The 17129-nt window shown below is 66.9% G+C and carries 16 protein-coding genes; 8 read left to right on the plus strand and 8 right to left on the minus strand.

Going from position 1 to position 17129, the window contains the following annotated elements; all coding sequences use genetic code 11:
• Window positions 1-34: 34 nt before the first annotated feature.
• Together P12x_RS04450 and P12x_RS04455 are read right to left on the minus strand one after the other, a co-directional pair.
• The gene (locus P12x_RS04450; RefSeq protein ID WP_435009633.1) at window positions 35-1105 is read right to left on the minus strand and encodes an HTTM domain-containing protein; all 1071 of its coding nucleotides are present in this window, start codon (window positions 1103-1105) and stop codon (window positions 35-37) included.
• A complete protein-coding gene (locus tag P12x_RS04455) occupies window positions 1102-1644 on the minus strand; it encodes a hypothetical protein (protein ID WP_435009634.1) in 543 nt (180 codons plus the stop codon). The genes P12x_RS04450 and P12x_RS04455 overlap by 4 nt, the downstream gene beginning before the upstream one ends.
• 218 nt (window positions 1645-1862) lie before the next feature.
• Between P12x_RS04455 and hemE the strand changes: the two genes are divergently transcribed.
• The 3 genes from hemE (at window position 1863) to P12x_RS04470 (ending at window position 4900) form a co-directional block, all read left to right on the plus strand.
• Complete coding sequence (hemE, locus tag P12x_RS04460) at window positions 1863-2933, plus strand: uroporphyrinogen decarboxylase (protein WP_435009635.1); 1071 nt, start codon at window positions 1863-1865, stop codon at window positions 2931-2933.
• Between the two features lie 129 nt (window positions 2934-3062).
• A complete protein-coding gene (gene hemG, locus P12x_RS04465) occupies window positions 3063-4532 on the plus strand; it encodes a protoporphyrinogen oxidase (protein WP_435009637.1) in 1470 nt (489 codons plus the stop codon).
• 44 nt (window positions 4533-4576) lie between these two features.
• Window positions 4577-4900: a hypothetical protein gene (locus P12x_RS04470; RefSeq protein WP_435009639.1), complete on the plus strand. Its 324-nt coding sequence runs from the start codon at window positions 4577-4579 to the stop codon at window positions 4898-4900.
• 20 nt (window positions 4901-4920) lie between these two features.
• Here P12x_RS04470 and P12x_RS04475 read toward each other — a convergent pair whose 3' ends face one another.
• The 3 genes from P12x_RS04475 to P12x_RS04485 all read right to left on the minus strand — a co-directional run bounded on the left by P12x_RS04475 (window position 4921) and on the right by P12x_RS04485 (window position 7295).
• Entirely contained in the window at window positions 4921-5136 is a 216-nt protein-coding gene (locus tag P12x_RS04475; protein ID WP_435009640.1) for a hypothetical protein, read from the minus strand.
• Window positions 5127-5912, minus strand: coding sequence for a site-2 protease family protein (locus P12x_RS04480; protein ID WP_435009641.1), 786 nt, complete (start codon window positions 5910-5912; stop codon window positions 5127-5129). The genes P12x_RS04475 and P12x_RS04480 overlap by 10 nt, the downstream gene beginning before the upstream one ends.
• Before the next feature lie 123 nt (window positions 5913-6035).
• Window positions 6036-7295, minus strand: a complete 1260-nt coding sequence (locus P12x_RS04485) for a M24 family metallopeptidase (protein ID WP_435009643.1) — start codon at window positions 7293-7295, stop codon at window positions 6036-6038.
• A gap of 39 nt (window positions 7296-7334) precedes the next feature.
• Here P12x_RS04485 and P12x_RS04490 point away from each other — a divergent pair, with 39 nt between their 5' ends.
• A complete protein-coding gene (locus P12x_RS04490) occupies window positions 7335-8087 on the plus strand; it encodes a response regulator (protein WP_435009644.1) in 753 nt (250 codons plus the stop codon).
• Here the strand turns inward: P12x_RS04490 and P12x_RS04495 are convergent.
• Both P12x_RS04495 and dxr read right to left on the minus strand, forming a co-directional pair.
• Complete coding sequence (locus P12x_RS04495) at window positions 8078-10123, minus strand: site-2 protease family protein (protein ID WP_435011761.1); 2046 nt, start codon at window positions 10121-10123, stop codon at window positions 8078-8080. The two genes, P12x_RS04490 and P12x_RS04495, sit on opposite strands and share 10 nt — an antisense overlap.
• Window positions 10120-11286, minus strand: a complete 1167-nt coding sequence (gene dxr / locus P12x_RS04500; RefSeq protein WP_435009645.1) for a 1-deoxy-D-xylulose-5-phosphate reductoisomerase — start codon at window positions 11284-11286, stop codon at window positions 10120-10122. Before dxr ends, P12x_RS04495 begins: the two co-directional genes overlap by 4 nt.
• 333 nt (window positions 11287-11619) lie before the next feature.
• Between dxr and P12x_RS04505 the strand changes: the two genes are divergently transcribed.
• The 4 genes from P12x_RS04505 (at window position 11620) to P12x_RS04520 (ending at window position 15458) form a co-directional block, all read left to right on the plus strand.
• The gene (locus P12x_RS04505; protein ID WP_435009646.1) at window positions 11620-12651 is read left to right on the plus strand and encodes a redoxin domain-containing protein; all 1032 of its coding nucleotides are present in this window, start codon (window positions 11620-11622) and stop codon (window positions 12649-12651) included.
• A 366-nt stretch (window positions 12652-13017) separates the two neighbouring features.
• Window positions 13018-13818, plus strand: coding sequence for a TIGR00730 family Rossman fold protein (locus P12x_RS04510; RefSeq protein WP_435011762.1), 801 nt, complete (start codon window positions 13018-13020; stop codon window positions 13816-13818).
• 112 nt (window positions 13819-13930) lie between these two features.
• On the plus strand, window positions 13931-14167 hold the full coding sequence (locus P12x_RS04515) for a hypothetical protein (protein ID WP_435009647.1): 237 nt from the start codon (window positions 13931-13933) through the stop codon (window positions 14165-14167).
• A 127-nt stretch (window positions 14168-14294) separates the two neighbouring features.
• Window positions 14295-15458 (plus strand): hypothetical protein, encoded by a 1164-nt coding sequence (locus P12x_RS04520; protein ID WP_435009648.1) that lies wholly within the window; start codon window positions 14295-14297, stop codon window positions 15456-15458.
• A gap of 21 nt (window positions 15459-15479) precedes the next feature.
• Here P12x_RS04520 and guaA read toward each other — a convergent pair whose 3' ends face one another.
• Entirely contained in the window at window positions 15480-17042 is a 1563-nt protein-coding gene (gene guaA / locus P12x_RS04525; RefSeq protein WP_435009649.1) for a glutamine-hydrolyzing GMP synthase, read from the minus strand.
• Window positions 17043-17129: the final 87 nt, after the last annotated feature.

Consider the following 17129-nt stretch of genomic DNA (forward strand, 5'->3'; position numbering starts at 1 on the left):
GAGGAGTGGAAGGGCGTGCGATCGAACGCTTGAGTCAGGCTGTCCACCGTTCGGCCATCTCCGAAGGATGATTCGCCGGGGCCACATCGATCCGGTGTGGGCCGATTAGGCCGGAAGCGGCATCGATTCGGACGAACGTCGAGGTCGGCTGGAAGGCCGGTGCCGGTCCGGGTTCGGCTTCCAGGATCGGCGAGTACTTTGCTCTGGCGAACCACCGGCGGACGTCGATGAACTTGAGCAGGCCGTCGAACTCGGGCGGGGTGAGGAAGGCGAGGTAGCCGACCCACATCAGCTCGCCGAAGATCGGGATGTTGATCGTGGCCAGGATCCCCCCGTGGAGCATCAGGCCGAGGCACAGGACATAGGGGCGAGCGGCCCGGAACCAGATCAGGAAGGCCAGGGCGAACTCCATCGCCAGGGCCGAGAAGGTCATCAGGTTGATCAAGATCGGATACTGCGTGAGGAACGTGAAGTCGAACCGGCGGACCTCGGTGTTTCCCAGGACGTAATGCAAGGCCGAGCCGTTCATCCAGAGGTTGCCGGCGGTCTTCAGGATGGCGGCGAACATGTAGACCAGGCTGATCTGGATCTGGATCAGACGGAGGCCCCAGGGCGTAATCAGGGGCTCGGCCAGGGTCCCTCGTCGCCTCGATTCGAGCCAGGCATCCACCGAGTAAGCCGCGCCACTCGGGCAGAGCATCAGGTTGAAGGCGAAGGTCATCAGCAGGACGTCGGCCCCGCTGGAACTGAGGAGGTTCCGGTTGTGGATCGAGAGCATTCCCAGGTAGAAGAGGATGCTCATCAGCCGGGCCCGGAACCCGATCGTCAGTAAGAACGCGGCCGTCGCGGTGAAGGCGAAGGCGATCCGGACCGAGGTCGGGTCCTGGAAATACTGCAGGGGGGAGGGCTGCAACGGGCCGGCGACGACGCGGGACTCGTCCCCCCGGAGCAGGCCGATCTCGGAGTGCCAGTAATCGATATCAACGGTGCAGAAGGCCAGGTTGGCCAGGGCCACCAGGCCGAAGGCGATCCGGAGGGCGCCGAGCGGCCTGGCCGAGGTGGGCGTGAAGAAGAACGCGTTCCAGGCCCGGATGGGATGGATCACGGCTGGACCTCCGCGAGGGTCGGGAACCGGTAGGTCTGGAGTGTTTGCGGGACCGGCGGCTTCATCGGGTCGCGAGGGGGCTCGCCGGGGGCGGGCGTCTCGATGACCTGATAGAACAGCTCGGCCTCGACCGGGAAGGCATCGGCGGGGATCGCGAGCTGTCGGATCGCGTGGCGAACGGCCAATTCGCGGGCCAGGACGTTCGAGGCGACCCCGCAATTCGAGGTGAATTTCGAGTGTCGGACCCGGGGGATCGCCCGCCAGATCGAGAAGTCGGTCATCTTCGGGAAGGCATAGGTCCGCTGGATCCCGTTCCGGTCGACCGTCATGGCTTCCAGCGTCATCGAGTGCATGACCGGGTTGGGGGCGAACATCCCCCAGGCCTGGTCGAGACCGAGCGGGAAGAGGTAGGTCGCCGCGCGGTCGAAGCAGGCCTGCCGGAGTGCCGAGGCCGGCAGATTGATGATCGCCAGCGCGGAGAGGTGGACGACCAGGAACGCGGAGATCGCCAGGCGTCGGGCGGTCCATCGCCAGTGCAAGGGCTCCTCCTTGACCTCGAAGGTCGGTCTGGCCCGCGGTCGGCCATCGGCCCCGGGCATCGCGGACTTTAGGAAAACTCGCCCGAGGCGTCAATCCGAGCCGGAATCCGATCCCAGACGGAAGGGGCACAAGGGCGGGGTGGCTACCCCGGAGGGCTCTCTTGGCGGTATCATACGCCCTGTCGAACCCTCCCCGATCGCCCCGAGCCGAGTCCCGCATGGCCAGCGTCCCGACCGTCCACGAACCCTCGCACCAGAGCCCGTTCCTGAAAGCCTGCCGGCGCGAGCCGACCGACGTCACGCCGGTCTGGCTGATGAGGCAGGCGGGCCGGTACATGCCCGAATATCGCGAGGTCCGGTCCAAGGTCTCGTTCCTCGAACTCTGCAAGGACCCCGGCCTGGCCACCGAGGTCACGGTCACCGCCGCCGAACGGCTCGGGGTCGACGCGGCGATCCTCTTCGCCGACATCCTCCTGATTCTCGAACCGCTCGGCTTCGACCTGGAGTTCGCCAAAGGGGAAGGGCCGGTCATCCACAACCCGGTCCGCCAGGCCGCCGACGTCGACCGGGTCCGCAGGATGCCCGACGCCGCCCCCCTGGGCTACGTGATGGAGGCCGTCTCCGCGATCCGGTCGGCCCTCCGCCCCTCGACTCCACTGATCGGCTTCGCCGGGGCCCCGTTCACCCTGGCCTGCTACGCCATCGAAGGGGGAGGGTCGCGGCACTACGAGAAGGCCAAGACCTTCATGTATCGCGATCCCGGGGCCTGGGACGAGTTGATGACCATCCTGGTCGACGCCACCGCGGTCTACCTGAACGCACAGGCCGCCGCCGGGGCGCAGGTCCTCCAGCTCTTCGATTCCTGGGTGGGCACGCTCGGCCCCGACTCCTACCGGCGCTTCGTCCAACCTCACATGCGCCGACTCTTCGGGCAGCTCGACCCTTCGGTCCCCTCGATCCACTTCGGGACCGATACCTCGACCCTCCTGGAACTCCAGCGCGATGCCGGGGGAGACGTCATCGGCCTCGACTGGCGGATCGACCTGGCCGAGGCCTGGGGACGACTCGGGCCATCGGTGGCGGTCCAGGGGAATCTCGACCCCGCCGTCCTGTTCGCCCCGATCGAGGAGGTCGAGCGGCAGGCCCGGCTGGTCCTCGATCGGGCCGCAGGCCGACCCGGGCATATCTTCAATCTGGGGCACGGGATCATGCCCCATACCCCGGTCGACCACGTGATCCGGCTGGTTGATTTCGTCCACGAACAGTCGAGTGCTGATCGCTCCGCTTGAAATCGATCGGGAATTCGAGACGCTGTTTGTCGGGGACATGCGGTTTCCAATCGGCTCGCGAGTCATTATGATGCAATTTGTGAACGCCCAACGGTGATCAGGCCTTCCGAGGTGGGAAGTCGAGGCGTCATGGAGTTCTCCGAACGAGCGAAAGCCCGGGATCGAGTGGTTGTCGTGGGCGCGGGTCTTTCGGGCCTGGCCGCGGCCCATCGACTCGTCTCGCAATCGTCGAAGTCTCGCCGACCGATCGAGGTGGTAGTCCTGGAGGGGAAGGATCGGATCGGCGGGGCCATCTGGACCAACAGGGTCGGCGGCTTCACGATCGAGGGCGGGGCCGACTCGTTCATCACGAACAAGCCCTGGGCCGTCGATCTCTGCCGTGAGATCGGGCTGGGTGATCAGTTGATCGGGACCGACGACCGGAACCGTCGATCGTTCGTGGTCCGGAACGGGAAGCTCCAGCCGGTCCCCGAGGGCTTCGTCCTGATGGCTCCCGGGCGGATGACCCCGCTGTTGACCTCGCCAATCCTCTCGATCCGCGGCAAGCTCCGGATGCTGATGGACCTGGTCCTGCCACGGAAGACCGACGACTCCGACGAGAGCCTGGCCGCCTTCGTCCGGCGGAGGCTGGGGCGAGAGGCGCTGGATCGCCTGGTCCAGCCGCTGGTGGGGGGGATCTACACGGCCGATCCCAACGAGTTGAGCCTGAAGGCGACGCTCCCGCAATTCCCGGCCATGGAGCGAGAATACGGCAGCCTGATCCGCGCGGCGGTCCACCAGGCCCGCCAGGGAAGGTCGGCGGAACGGTCGGCCTCGGGGGCCCGGTATGGCCTCTTCGCCAGCCTGGCCGACGGGATGGACACCCTGCCCAAGGCCCTGGCCGCGACGCTCCCCTCCCGGTCGCTCCGCCTGAACACCGCCGTCCGGCGGATCACCCGGCCCGATCCGGGCAAGCCCTGGCGTGTCGAGCTGCTCGACGGCCCGCCGATCGAGGCGGGGGGCGTGATCCTGACGACCGAGGCCCACTCCTCGGCCCGGCTGATCGACGGGCACGACCCCGAGCTGGCCCTCCAGCTCCGCTCCATCCCCTACGCCTCCTCGGCGATCGTCACCGTCGGCTATCGGCGCGAGAAGGTCCGCCACCCGCTCAACGGCTTCGGCGTGGTGGTCCCCGCGATCGAGGGCCGGTCGATCCTGGCCGCCTCGTTCCTGAGCGTCAAGTTTCCCCGACGGGCGCCGGACGGGACGGTCCTGATAAGAACCTTCGTCGGCGGGGCGACCCAGCCCGAGTTGTTCGAGCGCGATGACGAGGAGATCAAGGCCCTGGTTCTCGACGAACTGGGGTCGCTGCTGGGCGTCTCGGGAGAGCCTCTCCTGATCGAGGTCAGCCGTCACGCTCGGGCGATGCCCCAGTATACCCTGGGGCACCTGGATCGAGTCTCGTCGATCCGACAGCGGGCGTCCCGACACTCGGGGCTGATCCTCGGGGGTAACGCATTTCAGGGGGTGGGCATCCCCGATTGCGTCCGGTCGGGTCAGGAGGCCGCCGAATCCCTGATGATGGCCCTGGCCGACCCCGCTGCGCCCGCCGCCGCCTGAGCCCGGCTCGCTCGTCCCTACCGCCAACCGAGGTCATCCGACTCATGGCCACCCGACCACCTCTCGACGCCCGAGAAGTCGACCGATTCGATGCCCTCGTCACGGTCGACGACGCCGATCGGGTTGATGCCTTCCTGGATCGATGCGTCACCGGATCGACCTGGCTCGCTCAGATCCGGACCGCCGAGGTCACGGCCACGGTCACCGACCGAAACCCGCTGGGGACGTTCGAAGAGCGAATCTGCGTCTGCCTGAGCTTCCGGCTGGCCCTGCCCGTGCCCGTCGAGCCTGGATTGAGATTTCGGCTCGTCGCCGACGATGGCTCCGACCTGACGGCCTCCGGCGTCGTCCGCCCCTGGGGGGGATGACGCAAGACAAACCGAAGATTTCAGCCCCCGGCCCGATCCCAGCCCGGATCGCGGGCGAGCCCGGCTCGGGCCAGGGTCGGTTCCGGGATCGACTCGAAGCGGGACAGGAGCAGGTCGCGTCCCCAGTCCTCGTTCTCGATGGCTTCGAGCGGGGGCAGGTCGGCGTGGCCGAATCGATCCTTGAGGATCTCGTAGGCCTCGGCCACGCCGAGTTCGACGATCGGGATCAGCTCCATGATCGGTCGCGCTCGCCGACCGGGACCATGATCGGGACGAGCCGCCAGACCCCGTCGCCTCGGTCCGCCCATCGGTAGCCGAGGGGCGGTGCCGCGCTTTCATCGAAGCCTTCGGGCACGCCGGTCCTCCGCCCTTCGGACCGGACTTGCCTCAGCTCCATCGCGCCGGCCATGTAGACGAAGATGGCGAGGATCACCGCCTGGAAGTTGCCCATGTAAAGGAAGGTGAGCCCGCCGACCACCGCCAGGACCCGACCGATCGAGGCGGCGACCTCGGTCGCCTTCGGGCGGCCCAGCCACCCGCTCAGCAAGGCCCGGAGGACCCGACCGCCGTCCATCGGGAAGACGGGCAGGAGGTTGAAGACCACCAGGCCGATGTTCGTGTACAGGATATACGAGACGAGGCTCGACGAGATCCCGGCCACTGAGGTCAGGCTCAGGAGGCCCGCCAGGGCCACCGCGATCGCGACGTTCACCGCCGGCCCGGCCAGGGCGATCAGCAACTCAGGCCCGGCCGAGCGCGGCATCCGCTCCAGTCGGGCCACCCCGCCGAACAGGTAGAGCGTGATGTCCGCCGTCCCGATCCCATATCGGCGGGCCATCAGGGCATGGCCCAATTCATGCAAGACGATCGAGCCCAGCAACGCGGCGACGAACGCCATCGCCTCGAGCCCGCTCGAGAAGGCCCCCGAAACGAGGAAGAAAAGCAGCAAGGCGGACGGGTGCAGAAACAAGTCGATCCCCGCCAGCCGACCAAGCCTCCAGGACAATCGCATGGGAGATATCATCCTTTCCCGAGGGGGAAAAATCCCCTCCCTATCTCCTTCGTCCGAGGAGCATGGAATGTTCGAAAGGTCGCGGCCCATCGGGAAGGTAAACCTTGCCGATCGGCAAGTCTATTACCGTTCCAGGACGCCCGGTCGGGGGAGGGTGAAACCCTTGACCATAACATCGACCTTGGGCCAGTTCTGGGCCTCGGTGACGACCTCGAACCCCCGGTCGTCGATGACCACGGTGTCCTCGGAGCGAGCGGCCCCGACGCTCGGGCTCCATCGGAGGGCCGATCCCGCTTCGAGGCAGTAGGAGCTATCGGGGAGCAGGCAGCTCTCGATGGGGGAATAGCCTGTCACGGCCCCCTGATAATCGAGGTTCCACTCGTGAGGATGGCCGAATTTCTCGTAGATCCGCCGGGATCGCCGGTAGACCTCGGAGATGGGCTCGCCGGGCCTGGAGAAGTAGATGCAGGTGGCTTCGACCATGGAGGCGAGGGTGTGGTTGGCCCGGAATTCGTCGTCGATCGGGCCGAACGAGACGGTCCTCGTGGCCGAGGCGCAGAGGCCGTGCCTCCGCCCGGTCGCGGCGATGGTCGCCCTCCGGCGGATCTCGGCGGCCTTGAACCGGGGCTGTCGATAGCGGCTGAGCCGGTCGTCGCCGGCGACTCGCAGCGAGATCGGCTCGACCCCCTCGCGGAGGAGTCGATGGGCGAGGTGCCCGGCGATGTCGGCCTCGGTCTCGCCCGGCATGAAGTTCCGGCAGGTCGCCTCGATCGCCAGGGTCAAGGTCCGCCCGAGGCTCCGGAGGTTCTCCCGCTCCAGGGTCGTCAGCGGGAAGCGGAGGGCCTTCAGGTCGTCGGCCTCCCGGATCAGGTTGGGGGCCTCCCCATCGGTGGCGACCCGCTTCCGACGGGTCAACTCGCCGATAAGCCGCGACGGATCCTCGGTCCAGGGCCGTTCCTTGAGCTGGAAGCCGAGCCCGGCCAGTTCTTCCTCGAAGATCCGAGGGCTCTGGACGTTGTCGGCCAGGATGGCTCGCGTGGTCCGGTTGATGAACAGGTCGACGGCCCCCGCCTCCGAGCCGAGGTCACGCCCGAGGTCGCCGCCCGCGGTGAACCAGGCGATCGAGTCGGCCCGACGGAGCAGGATCGCGTCGAGGTCCCGATCGTCCAGGAATCCGATCACCCGGCGATGCTTGGCGTCGACGTCCGAGCGTCGACGGGCCACCTCGCCCCCTTGATGGTCGGCGGCCGGGTCGATCAGGGCCGGGAGCGAGTCATCCACCGGACGCTCGCTCGCCGTCCAGAGCACGCGGTCGAAGGCTTCCGACCCATTCCCGCCCCCGAACCGGGCGTGAATTCCATCGAGCTGGACTTCGGAAGACACGATGACACCCCCCTGGTCGCCAATCGGATCCGTACGAGCATGACGGACGTTCCCGCGGTCAGGGACGCGGGTTCGATGGGCATCGGCTTCGCTTTCCAGATCGCCCCATCGTTTCAGGCCGATCCGCAAATTGCAAGGGGTCTCGGGCTCGATTTAGGCCGGCATCTCGCGGGCTTGGTGCACTTCTTCGAACGAAGACATATACTTCTGATGTCTGGAAATCTCAATCAGAAATTGCGACCGGCATGCGAGTTGCCTAAGAAGACTGGGGGCTCTCGCGTCGATTTCGACGCCTTCGGTTCGCCTGATCGATCGATGGCCGAGAATTGGCGCGACCGGGGGAGTTCCACGATGTTCGAGCAAAACCCTCGCTCGATAGAAGAGTGTGGTTCAATGCCAAACAAAGCAAACGGTAATCCTCGGATGATGCTTGTGGAGGACGCGCCCTTTTTACGCTATGCCTTCGCCAGGTTATTGCGAATGCAAGGGTACGACGTCGTCGAGGTGAATCATGGCCAGGAGGCGCTGGACCGGCTGGAGGAGACGCGACCGGATCTCATCCTGACCGACCTGATGATGCCGGTGATGGGCGGCCTGGAGATGATTTCCCAGATCCGGGCAAACCACGAGCATGACGACATCCAGATCGTGGTGGTGACGGCGGATTACTCGCAACAAGGGCGAGAGCTAGCCCTCCGAGCAGGGGCCTCCGACGTGATCGCCAAGCCGATCGACATCCCGGGCTTGCTCGAAAGGCTCAGGGCGCTCGCCCTGCTAACGACTCAGAGATAGCTCTGGATCAGCTGGAAGATATCCTTGCCGTTGATGAACACGATCAGCAGCAGCACGAAGACGACGCCGCCGAAGGTCGCGTAATTCAGGATCGAGTCCGGCAGTGGCTTGCCCCGGACCTTCTCGGCGGCGAGGAAGACGAACTGGCCGCCATCGAGCGGCGGGATCGGCAGGAAGTTCAGTACCGCCAGGTTGACGCTGAGGATTCCCAGGAACTGAATGAGCGGGGTCCAGCCCGAACTGGCCTGCGAGTAGGCGATTTGCGCGATCGGGATCGCGCCACCGAAAGCGTTGGCCCCCACCCGGCCCTGGAAGAGGCTCTGGAAGATCAGGAACACCTGCGAGATGTTCTCCCAGGTTTCGTTCACCCCCTTGGCCAGCGAATCGGCCAGGCCCAGCGGGGGAGTCTTCCGGCTCATCGCGTCGAATTCGAGGCCCCGGAGCGGGTGGTACCAGTTCGGGTCGGACTCGGGCGTGACCGCGATCGGGGCGTCTTGCCCTTCGAGACCGATCTCCACCTTCGTCCATGGGATTTCCTGGAGATAGCCGAAGGCCAGGGGCCAGGCGTGCGAGGTCGGCTCGAACGCGAACGTCACGGCCTTGGGCGTGGACTTGCCGATCTTCTCCGGCTGGACGATCACCGACCGGATCACCGCCCCCGGCTTGATCCCGGCCTTCGAGGCGGGCGAGCCTTCCCGGACCTCCTGGACCTTGGCCAAGATATCCATGGCCAGCCCCAGGCCCGGGATGTCGAGCGGAGTGACCCGACCGAGCGGGTCGACCGTCTCGACCCAGATGGGCGAGGAGTCGGGGGTGACGGTCAGCTCGATTGACTCGGCGGGCTTGCCGCCCGCGGACCGCTCGAGGGTCAACTTGAGCGGCTGGCCGGCAGAGGCCCGGGCGAGGTCGGGCAGGTGCATCGGGTCGTAGGGCTTGCCATCGACGGCGACGATCCGATCTCCGGGGAGGATTCCGGCCGACTCGGCGGGGGATCCGGGCCGGATGGCGTCGACCGGCCCGGGGGTCATCCGGAGTCCAAAATCGACGAACCGATGGACCGGGACCGTCACCTTGACGCGGCTCGGGGCGGCCTCGGGCTCGGCCTTCGGGTCCTTGCGTTCGACCTCGACGACGATCGCCCGGTCGCGGAGCGGCTCGGTCTTGGCGACGAAGTCCTCGTAGTCGGAGACCGGCTCGATCGCCCCGCCTTCGGGCCCGACGGCGACGACCTTGTCTCCGCCCTGAAAGCCCCCGAGCGGTTTGGAGGGATCGGTGGGGGAGCCTGGTGGCGACAGGAAGGGGAGCTTGGAGGCGAGTTCGAGGCTGCTGCCCGACTTGATCCCGATCACCGGCATGGTCGTGCCGTTCTCGCGGGTCGGCTCGATCTCGACCAGGCGCTCGGGGCCCCCTCCCGCCCCCTTGATCGTGAACTTGATCTTCTGGCCGGCGGAGCTGAGGTTGACCTTGGCCAGCAAGTTCTTGTAGACCACGCCCCGCTTGCCGTCGATGGCGACGATCTCATCCCCGGCGCGGAGCCCGGCCTTGTAGGCGGGCGACCCGGGCAGGACCCCGCCGACCATCGCGGGCTGCTCGATGCCCCCCTGGCTGGCGACGAAGGCGAAGCAGGCCACTCCCAGGAAGACGTTCATGATCACGCCGGCCGTGATGATCTGCATCCGGGCCCAGACCGACTTGTTGTGGAAGGCCCGGGGGTTGGTCGCGGCCTCGGACTGGGTTTCCCCCTCCTCGCGGCTCTCGCCCAGCATCTTCACGTAGCCGCCCAGCGGGAGCGCGGCCAGGATGTATTCGGTCTCGCCGATGGTCGGGGGGTCATCCGGCCCGGGGGGATTGGAGCCGGTCGCGATCCGCATCCCCACCCCTCGACGGTACGAGGCCAGGGTCGGGCCGAAGCCGATCGAGAACTTCTCCACCTTCACGCCGTTCCACTTGGCCAGGAGGAAGTGGCCGAGCTCATGGAGGAAGATCACGAAGCCGAGGCCGAGGGCGACCTTGAGCACGTTCCAGACGAACATCACGGTTTCCAACGGCCTACCTCCTGACGGGCCCAGGCGTCGACGCGCCAGAGCGCGTCGAGGGTGGGCCGGGGATCGAACGGATGATGGTCCAGCGCCGATCGGCAGGCGCGGGGGATGTCGAGGAAACCGATCTCGCCGCCGAGGAATCGTCCCACGGCCGCTTCATTGGCGGCGTTCAGGGCGGCCCCGGCGGTCCCGGCCCGTCGCATGACCTCGAAGCCGAGGTCCAGCGCCGGGAAGGTCTCGCGATCGGGCGGTTCGAAGTTCAGGGCCATCGAGCGACTCAGGTCGAGAGTGGGGCAGGGGCCCGGCACCCGGTCGGGATAGGTGAAGGCATACTGGATCGGCAGCCGCATGTCGGGCGGCGAAAGCTGGGCGACGACGCTGCCGTCGACGAATTCGACCATCGAGTGGACCACGCTCTCGGGGTGGACGACCACCTCGATCTGATCCGGTTCCAGGCCGAAGAGCCACCGGGCCTCGATGACCTCGAGCGCCTTGTTCATCAGGGTGGCCGAGTCGATCGAGATCTTGGGGCCCATCTTCCAGGTGGGATGCCGGAGGGCCTGCTCGGGGGTGACCCCGGCCAGCTCTCGGGCGGTCTTGCCTCGGAATGGGCCTCCCGACGAGGTCAGGATCACCCGGCGGACCTCGCGAGGGCGTCCCGAGGCCATCGCCTGGAAGATCGCCGAGTGCTCGCTGTCGACCGGCAGGATCGTGGCCCCCCGTCGACGGGCCAGGTCGGTGACCAGCGGGCCGGCGACGACCAGGGTTTCCTTGTTGGCCAGGGCGACCGTCTTGCCCGCCTCCAGCGCCGCCCAGGTCCCCTCCAGCCCGGCGGCCCCCACGATCGCGGTCAGGACCCGATCGGTCGACGGGTCGGCGACCATCCGGGCCACCCCATCTCGTCCCGAGAGGACTTCCACCCCGGTCCCCCGGAGCCCGGCCTCGGCCTCGGAGGCCACCGCCGGATCGGTCAGCGAGACGAATCGGGGATGATGGGTCCGGGCCTGTTCGATCAGGAGCCCGATCTGCGAGTGCGCGCTCAATCCGAACGCCCGGAGCCTGGCCCCGCCGTCATGCCCGACCACCTCGAGGGCGCTCCGCCCCACCGAGCCGGTCGAGCCCAGGATCACGACGTTCTCTGGCTCACCCGTCGGCATCCCCGGATCGATCTCCTCGCCCCCTGACATCCTCGGATCGAAGGAGTTTACTCTAAACGATCCTTCACGATGCGACAAGCCGCCCTGGGGCGGCCCGATCACGCGCGGGGGCCCCCCCTCGCTGTCCTCCCGGGGGCGAGGCCCGGGGGCGCCGGTCGCGGGCGGGGCGTCGCGGCTCGCGCGGGAGCGGTTTCGAATGCGGGGCCCTGTCGGATTTGGGTTTGAAACCCGGAGGTCGATCGGTTCCAGTGGAGGTAGGACGCCCCGAGCCCGGGATCGCCGGGCCTCGATCCGTCGGGGTCGTTGTGGCTCGATACCCGGGAGATGACGCAGATGACGACCCGCCTGATCGGAACCTTCGGCGTGGCCACCTTGATGGTCGGCTTCGCCCTTGCCGACGACAAACCGGCGGCCCAGGCCCCTTCGACGAAGGATTTGATGAAGCAGGCGCTGGAGTACGCCAGCAACGATGAGTTCACCAAGGGGATCGGGATCTTGGAGAAAGCCCTGAAGTCCGACCCCGACAATCGCGAGGCCCTCTTCCTCCTGGGCGCGATGACGACCTACCAGGCCGATCAGGTCAAGGAGAAGGACCGACGGATCGCACTGTTCCGCAAGTCGTCCGAGGCCTTCGCCAAGCTCAAGAAGGCCCACAAGACCCTGACCCCCAACGAGGAAGCCTTCGGCATGCGGAGCCGGATGGGCGAGGCCAGGGTCCATGCCCTGGAAGGGAAGCCCGAGGAATCGCTGGCCACGATCAAGGCGATGATCGCCGACGGCTTCAGCGACTTCGAGGCGATCGAGTCGGAGAAGGACCTCGAATCGGTCGCCAAGCTCCCCGAGATGAAGTCGCTCATCGAGAAGGCCTACGAGTCCAGCGTCGCCGAGGAGAAGAAGGCGATCGTCGCGGAGATGGCCGAGCAGAAGTCGTACCCGTTCGATTTCTCGCTCAAGGGGCTCGACGGCAAGACCGTCACCCTGGCCGACGTCAAGGGAAAGGTGACGATCGTCGACGTCTGGGGAACCTGGTGCCCCCCCTGTCGCAAGGAGATCCCCCACTTCGTCTCGCTCTACGAGACCTTCAAGCCCAAGGGCCTGGCGATCGTCGGGATCAACTGCAACGAGCAAGGCACGCCCGAGGAGGTCAAGAAGACCATCGAGGACTTCAAGGCCGAAAACAAGGTCGAGTATCCCTGCGTCCTGAATGACGAGAAGACCGAGGACAAGATCCCCGGCTTCCAGGGCTACCCCACCACCCTCTTCCTCGACCAGACCGGCAAGGTTCGGCTGACGCTGGTGGGCTACTCCCCCAAGGCCAAGCTGGAGGCCATCGTCTCGACGTTGCTGTCCGAAGAGAAGCCCTGACGGACGACCGGCCCGGGCCGTCGATCCCCCGCCGGTCCTCCCGGGAATCGAGCACGATGGAAAGATTTTCCCGTCCCGAGGCCCCTCGTCGGGCGTACAGGGGTAGGAGGTCCGAGGGCTGCCGCATAGAATTCCATGTGGTCCTCGGACTGGTCGGGAGCCCGTCCCCGGTTGCGAATGGCACGGGGGCGGATTCCCTCTGCGAGTCGGCAAGGTCAGGTTGAAATGGATCGAGATGACGAAGTTCGAGACTCGGGGACATCCTCCGGGTCGACTCCCGGCCCGGGTGCCAACCCGCCGGTTGCCAAGGCCACGCATCGGCGATGGAACGGCGAACTCCCGCCCCGAGATGATTTGAAGTCGAAGATGACCGAGGACGAGGAGCTGCTCAACCGGCAAGGCCCCTCGACGCCCAACGCCCAGGCCCCGGAACTGGCCGCGTTCACTCATACCGACTCGTGGCGGGTCCTGCGGATCCAGGGGGAGTTCGTCCACGGGATCAACGCCCTGGCCGACATCGGCGCCGCGGTCTCGGTCTTCGGGTCGGCCCGGTTCGCCGAGGATCATCCGATGTACGCCGAGGCCCGGGCGATGGGCCGTGCGCTGGCCGACGCCGGTTTCGCCGTGATCACCGGCGGAGGACCCGGCCTGATGGAGGCCGCCAACCGTGGGGCCCACGAGGCGGGCGGGCTCTCCATCGGCTGCAACATCGAGCTGCCCTTCGAACAATCCGGGAACAAGTACGCCCACCGATCGATCAACTTCCGCTACTTCTTCATCCGCAAGACGATGTTCGTCAAATATTCGAACGGCTTCGTCATCTTCCCCGGCGGATTTGGTACCCTGGACGAGCTGTTCGAATCGTTGACCTTGGTCCAGACCCGCAAGATCAAGCGGTTCCCGATCGTCCTGTTCGGCACGAAATACTGGCGAGGGCTCCTCGACTGGATCGAGACGACGCAGCTCGCCGAGAAGACGATCTCGCCAGAGGACCTGAACCTCCTGGTCTTGACCGACTCCATCGAGGAGGCCCGCGACATCCTCCTGGATTGCTACCAGACCCGATGCTGGACCACCTGGAAGAAGTCGGAAGGGGCCAAGCTCGACTCCGACCCGCCCGGGGCACCGGCCACCGCGATCGATCGCACCAAGTCCGACGCCGAGTGACTCGGGAAGTTCGTCAGGCCGTGGTAGAAGCGGACCAAGAATGGTCGGATCTCCCGAGGAGCCCAGGACACCGAGACGGGGCCGTTGGAAAGCTGCCGACATCGAGGGATGCGTGGCATTGGCCCTTACGATCTTCTGCTTGTTCGACACGTGTTCCGGTTTCTCGATCCTGAGACTTGGTTCGCCTTACGATCAAGTGATTTCGATAACCATGACGTCGTCCGGTTTGCTGTTCTCGATCAGCGGTGTTCGTCGGGCCAAGGGGCCGCCGCGACTTGCCGCGACGCTCGGCCTGATATACTTCGCCTTTTTCTCGGCCCTGATAGTCCTGTTTTCCACCTGGCATTGAGGCCACGTTTATTACCCGCGAGCCGGGCAGAGGAGCAGGAACGATCGCGGATGACGGATCCCGATCGAATCGCCGCCGACTGTCCTTCCGCTTCGACTCTCACCCCCTCGCCCCGGATGACCCACCGATGAGCACCGCGACGAGCACCGCCGAATTCGAAGACCTCGACCGGACCCTGGCCAACTCCGGCCCGGCCGAGGCGCTCGACCAACTGGCCCGAGGCCTAGCCGCTCGCGGCGAGTTCCGCGCCCTGCTGGATGTCCTGCTCCTGAAGGCTCGGATCGACCTGGGCCTGCCGACCGTCCTGACCGGCCCGCTGGCCGAGATCCCCGAGCCCGCGCGGACCCAGTACGAGGAACGCTACATCGAGGCGATCCGCGAGGTCGGGGGCCGACTCCTCAAGGCCGGAGAGATCGGCGCGGCCTGGGCCTACTTCCGAGCGATCGCCGAGAAGGAGCCGGTGACCGCCGCCATCGAGGCCTACGACCCGCCCGAGAACGACGAGCGGATCGGGCAGGTCATCGAGGTCGCCTTCAACCAGGGAGTCCACCCGCTCAAGGGGTTCGGCCTGATCCTGGATCATTACGGGACCTGCTCGGCGATCTCGGCTTTCGAGGGGCTACCGCCCGACGAGGCGACCCGCGTGGCCTGCGCCGATCGGCTGGTCCGACGACTCCACTCCGATCTCGTCCTGAACCTCCGGTCCGAGATCGCCCGGAGAGGTCAGCCCCTCCCGCCCGAGGGCACATCCATCGGAGATCTGGTGGAAGGTCGCGACTGGCTGTTCGTGGACGACGCCTATCACCTGGACGTCTCCCACCTGTCGTCGACCGTCCGGCTCTCGCCCCTGCTGACGGACCCCTCGACGATCGAGATGGCCATCGGCCTGACCGACTACGGGCGAAGGCTCTCCGACCGGCACCGATACGAGGGCGATCCCCCCTTCGAGGATCATTACGGCGACCACGGCATCTACCTTCGCGCTCTCCTGGGCCAGGATGTCGAGCAGGCCATCGCCCACTTCCGTGGCAAGCTTCCCCCGGTTGATGAGCGTGATGAGGCGGTCGCCGCCCAGGTCCTGGTCCGGCTCCTGGTCCGCTTGGGAAGGTCCGAGGAGGCGGTGGACCTGGCCGCCGAGCACCTGGCCCATCTTCCGGACTCGGCCCTCACCTGCCCGAGCGTCGCCCAGCTCTGCCAGTCGATCGGGCGGCTCGATCGACTGGCCGAGATCTCCCGAGGTCGCGGCGACCTGGTTAATTATGCAGCCGCATTGCTGGGGAATCGGGCCTGACGATGGTCGGTCCCGGCTCGATCACTCCCATTCGATCGTCCCCGGCGGCTTGCTGGTGACGTCGTAGACCACTCGGTTGACCCCCTTCACGGCGTTGATGATCCGGGTGGAGGCCCGGGCCAGGAGCTCGTGCGGCAGGCGGGTCCAGTCGGCGGTCATGAAGTCGTCGGTGTCCACCGATCGGAGGGCCACGACGTTTTCATAGGTCCGACCGTCCCCCATCACGCCGACCGATTGCACCGGCAAGAGCACGGCGAAGGCCTGGCCAATCTGGCGATAGAGCCCGGCGTTGACGAGTTCATCGAGGAAGATGGCATCGGCCTGGCGGAGGACTTCCAGTCGTTCCGCCGTGACCTCGCCGAGGCAGCGGACCGCCAGCCCGGGGCCGGGGAAGGGGTGCCTCCAGACCAGCGATTCGGGCAGGCCCAGCTCCAGGCCGAGGCGGCGGACCTCGTCCTTGAAGAGGTCGCGGAGCGGCTCGATCAGCGTGAACCCCAGCTCGGCGGGCAGGCCCCCGACGTTGTGGTGGTGCTTGATCGTGGCGGCCGGGCCGTCGACGCCGACCCCGCTCTCGACCACGTCCGGGTAGAGCGTCCCCTGCGCCAGGAAGGTCGCACCGGGGATCGACCTGGCCTCATCCTTGAAAACGTCGATGAATGTGTGGCCGATCCGGATTCGCTTCTCCTGCGGATCCACGACCCCCTTGAGTGCGGTCAGGAACCGGTCGGCGGCGTCGATCACCCTGAGTTCGGCCGCCGAGTGCTTCCCAAACGCCTCGGACACCGCGGCCCGCTCGCCCGACCGGAGCAGCCCGTTGTCGACGAACACGCAGACCACCCGAGGGCCCAGTGCCTTCGCCAGCAAGGCCGCGCAGACCGCCGAGTCGACCCCGCCCGAGAGCCCGCAGACGACCCGGTCTTCCGGCCCGACCTTCCGGCCGATCTCCTCGACCGCCTTATCGAGGAACGCGTCCATCGTCCAGGATCCCGGGCTCCCGCAGACCCGGTCCAGGAAGTTGCCGATCAGGAGCGGCCCGTAGGGCGTGTGCCCGACCTCGGGGTGGAACTGGAGCCCGTAGACCTGCAGGTCCTTGTGCCGGACCGCCGCCATCGGGCAGGTGCTGGTCGAGGCGACCGGGACGAACGTGTCACCGGTGGCCCGGACCTGGTCGCCGTGGCTCATCCAGACGGTCGAGGTCTCGGGCACGCCCTGGAAGAGTGGGTCGGAGGGGTCGGTGACGTGGCACTCGGCCCGGCCGAACTCCCGGGCCGGGGCCGGCTCGACCTTCCCGCCCAGGGCCTCGCAGGCGAGCTGCATCCCGTAGCAGATCCCCAGGACCGGGATCCCCATCGAGAACAACCGGGGGTCGCATCGGGGCGCGCCGGGATCGTAGACGCTCGAAGGGCCGCCCGAGAGGATCAGGGCCAGCGGATTCAGCTCGGCCACCCGCTCGGGGGTGATGTCGTGCCGGACGATCCGCGCGAACGCGTGACGCTCGCGGACCCGCCGCGCGATCAATTGCACATACTGGGCGCCGAAGTCGAGCACCAGGACCGGGCGGTCGGAAGGGTCGGGACGATCCATGGGTGGGACGGAACCTCAAGAGTGAGCAGCCAAGACCAAAACGCCAGTATATCTCCGACTCGCGACCTCCGGCAAACCGGATCGCGT

Source organism: Tundrisphaera lichenicola, assembly GCF_051175385.1.
GTDB classification, from domain to species: Bacteria; Planctomycetota; Planctomycetia; order Isosphaerales; family Isosphaeraceae; genus Tundrisphaera; species Tundrisphaera lichenicola.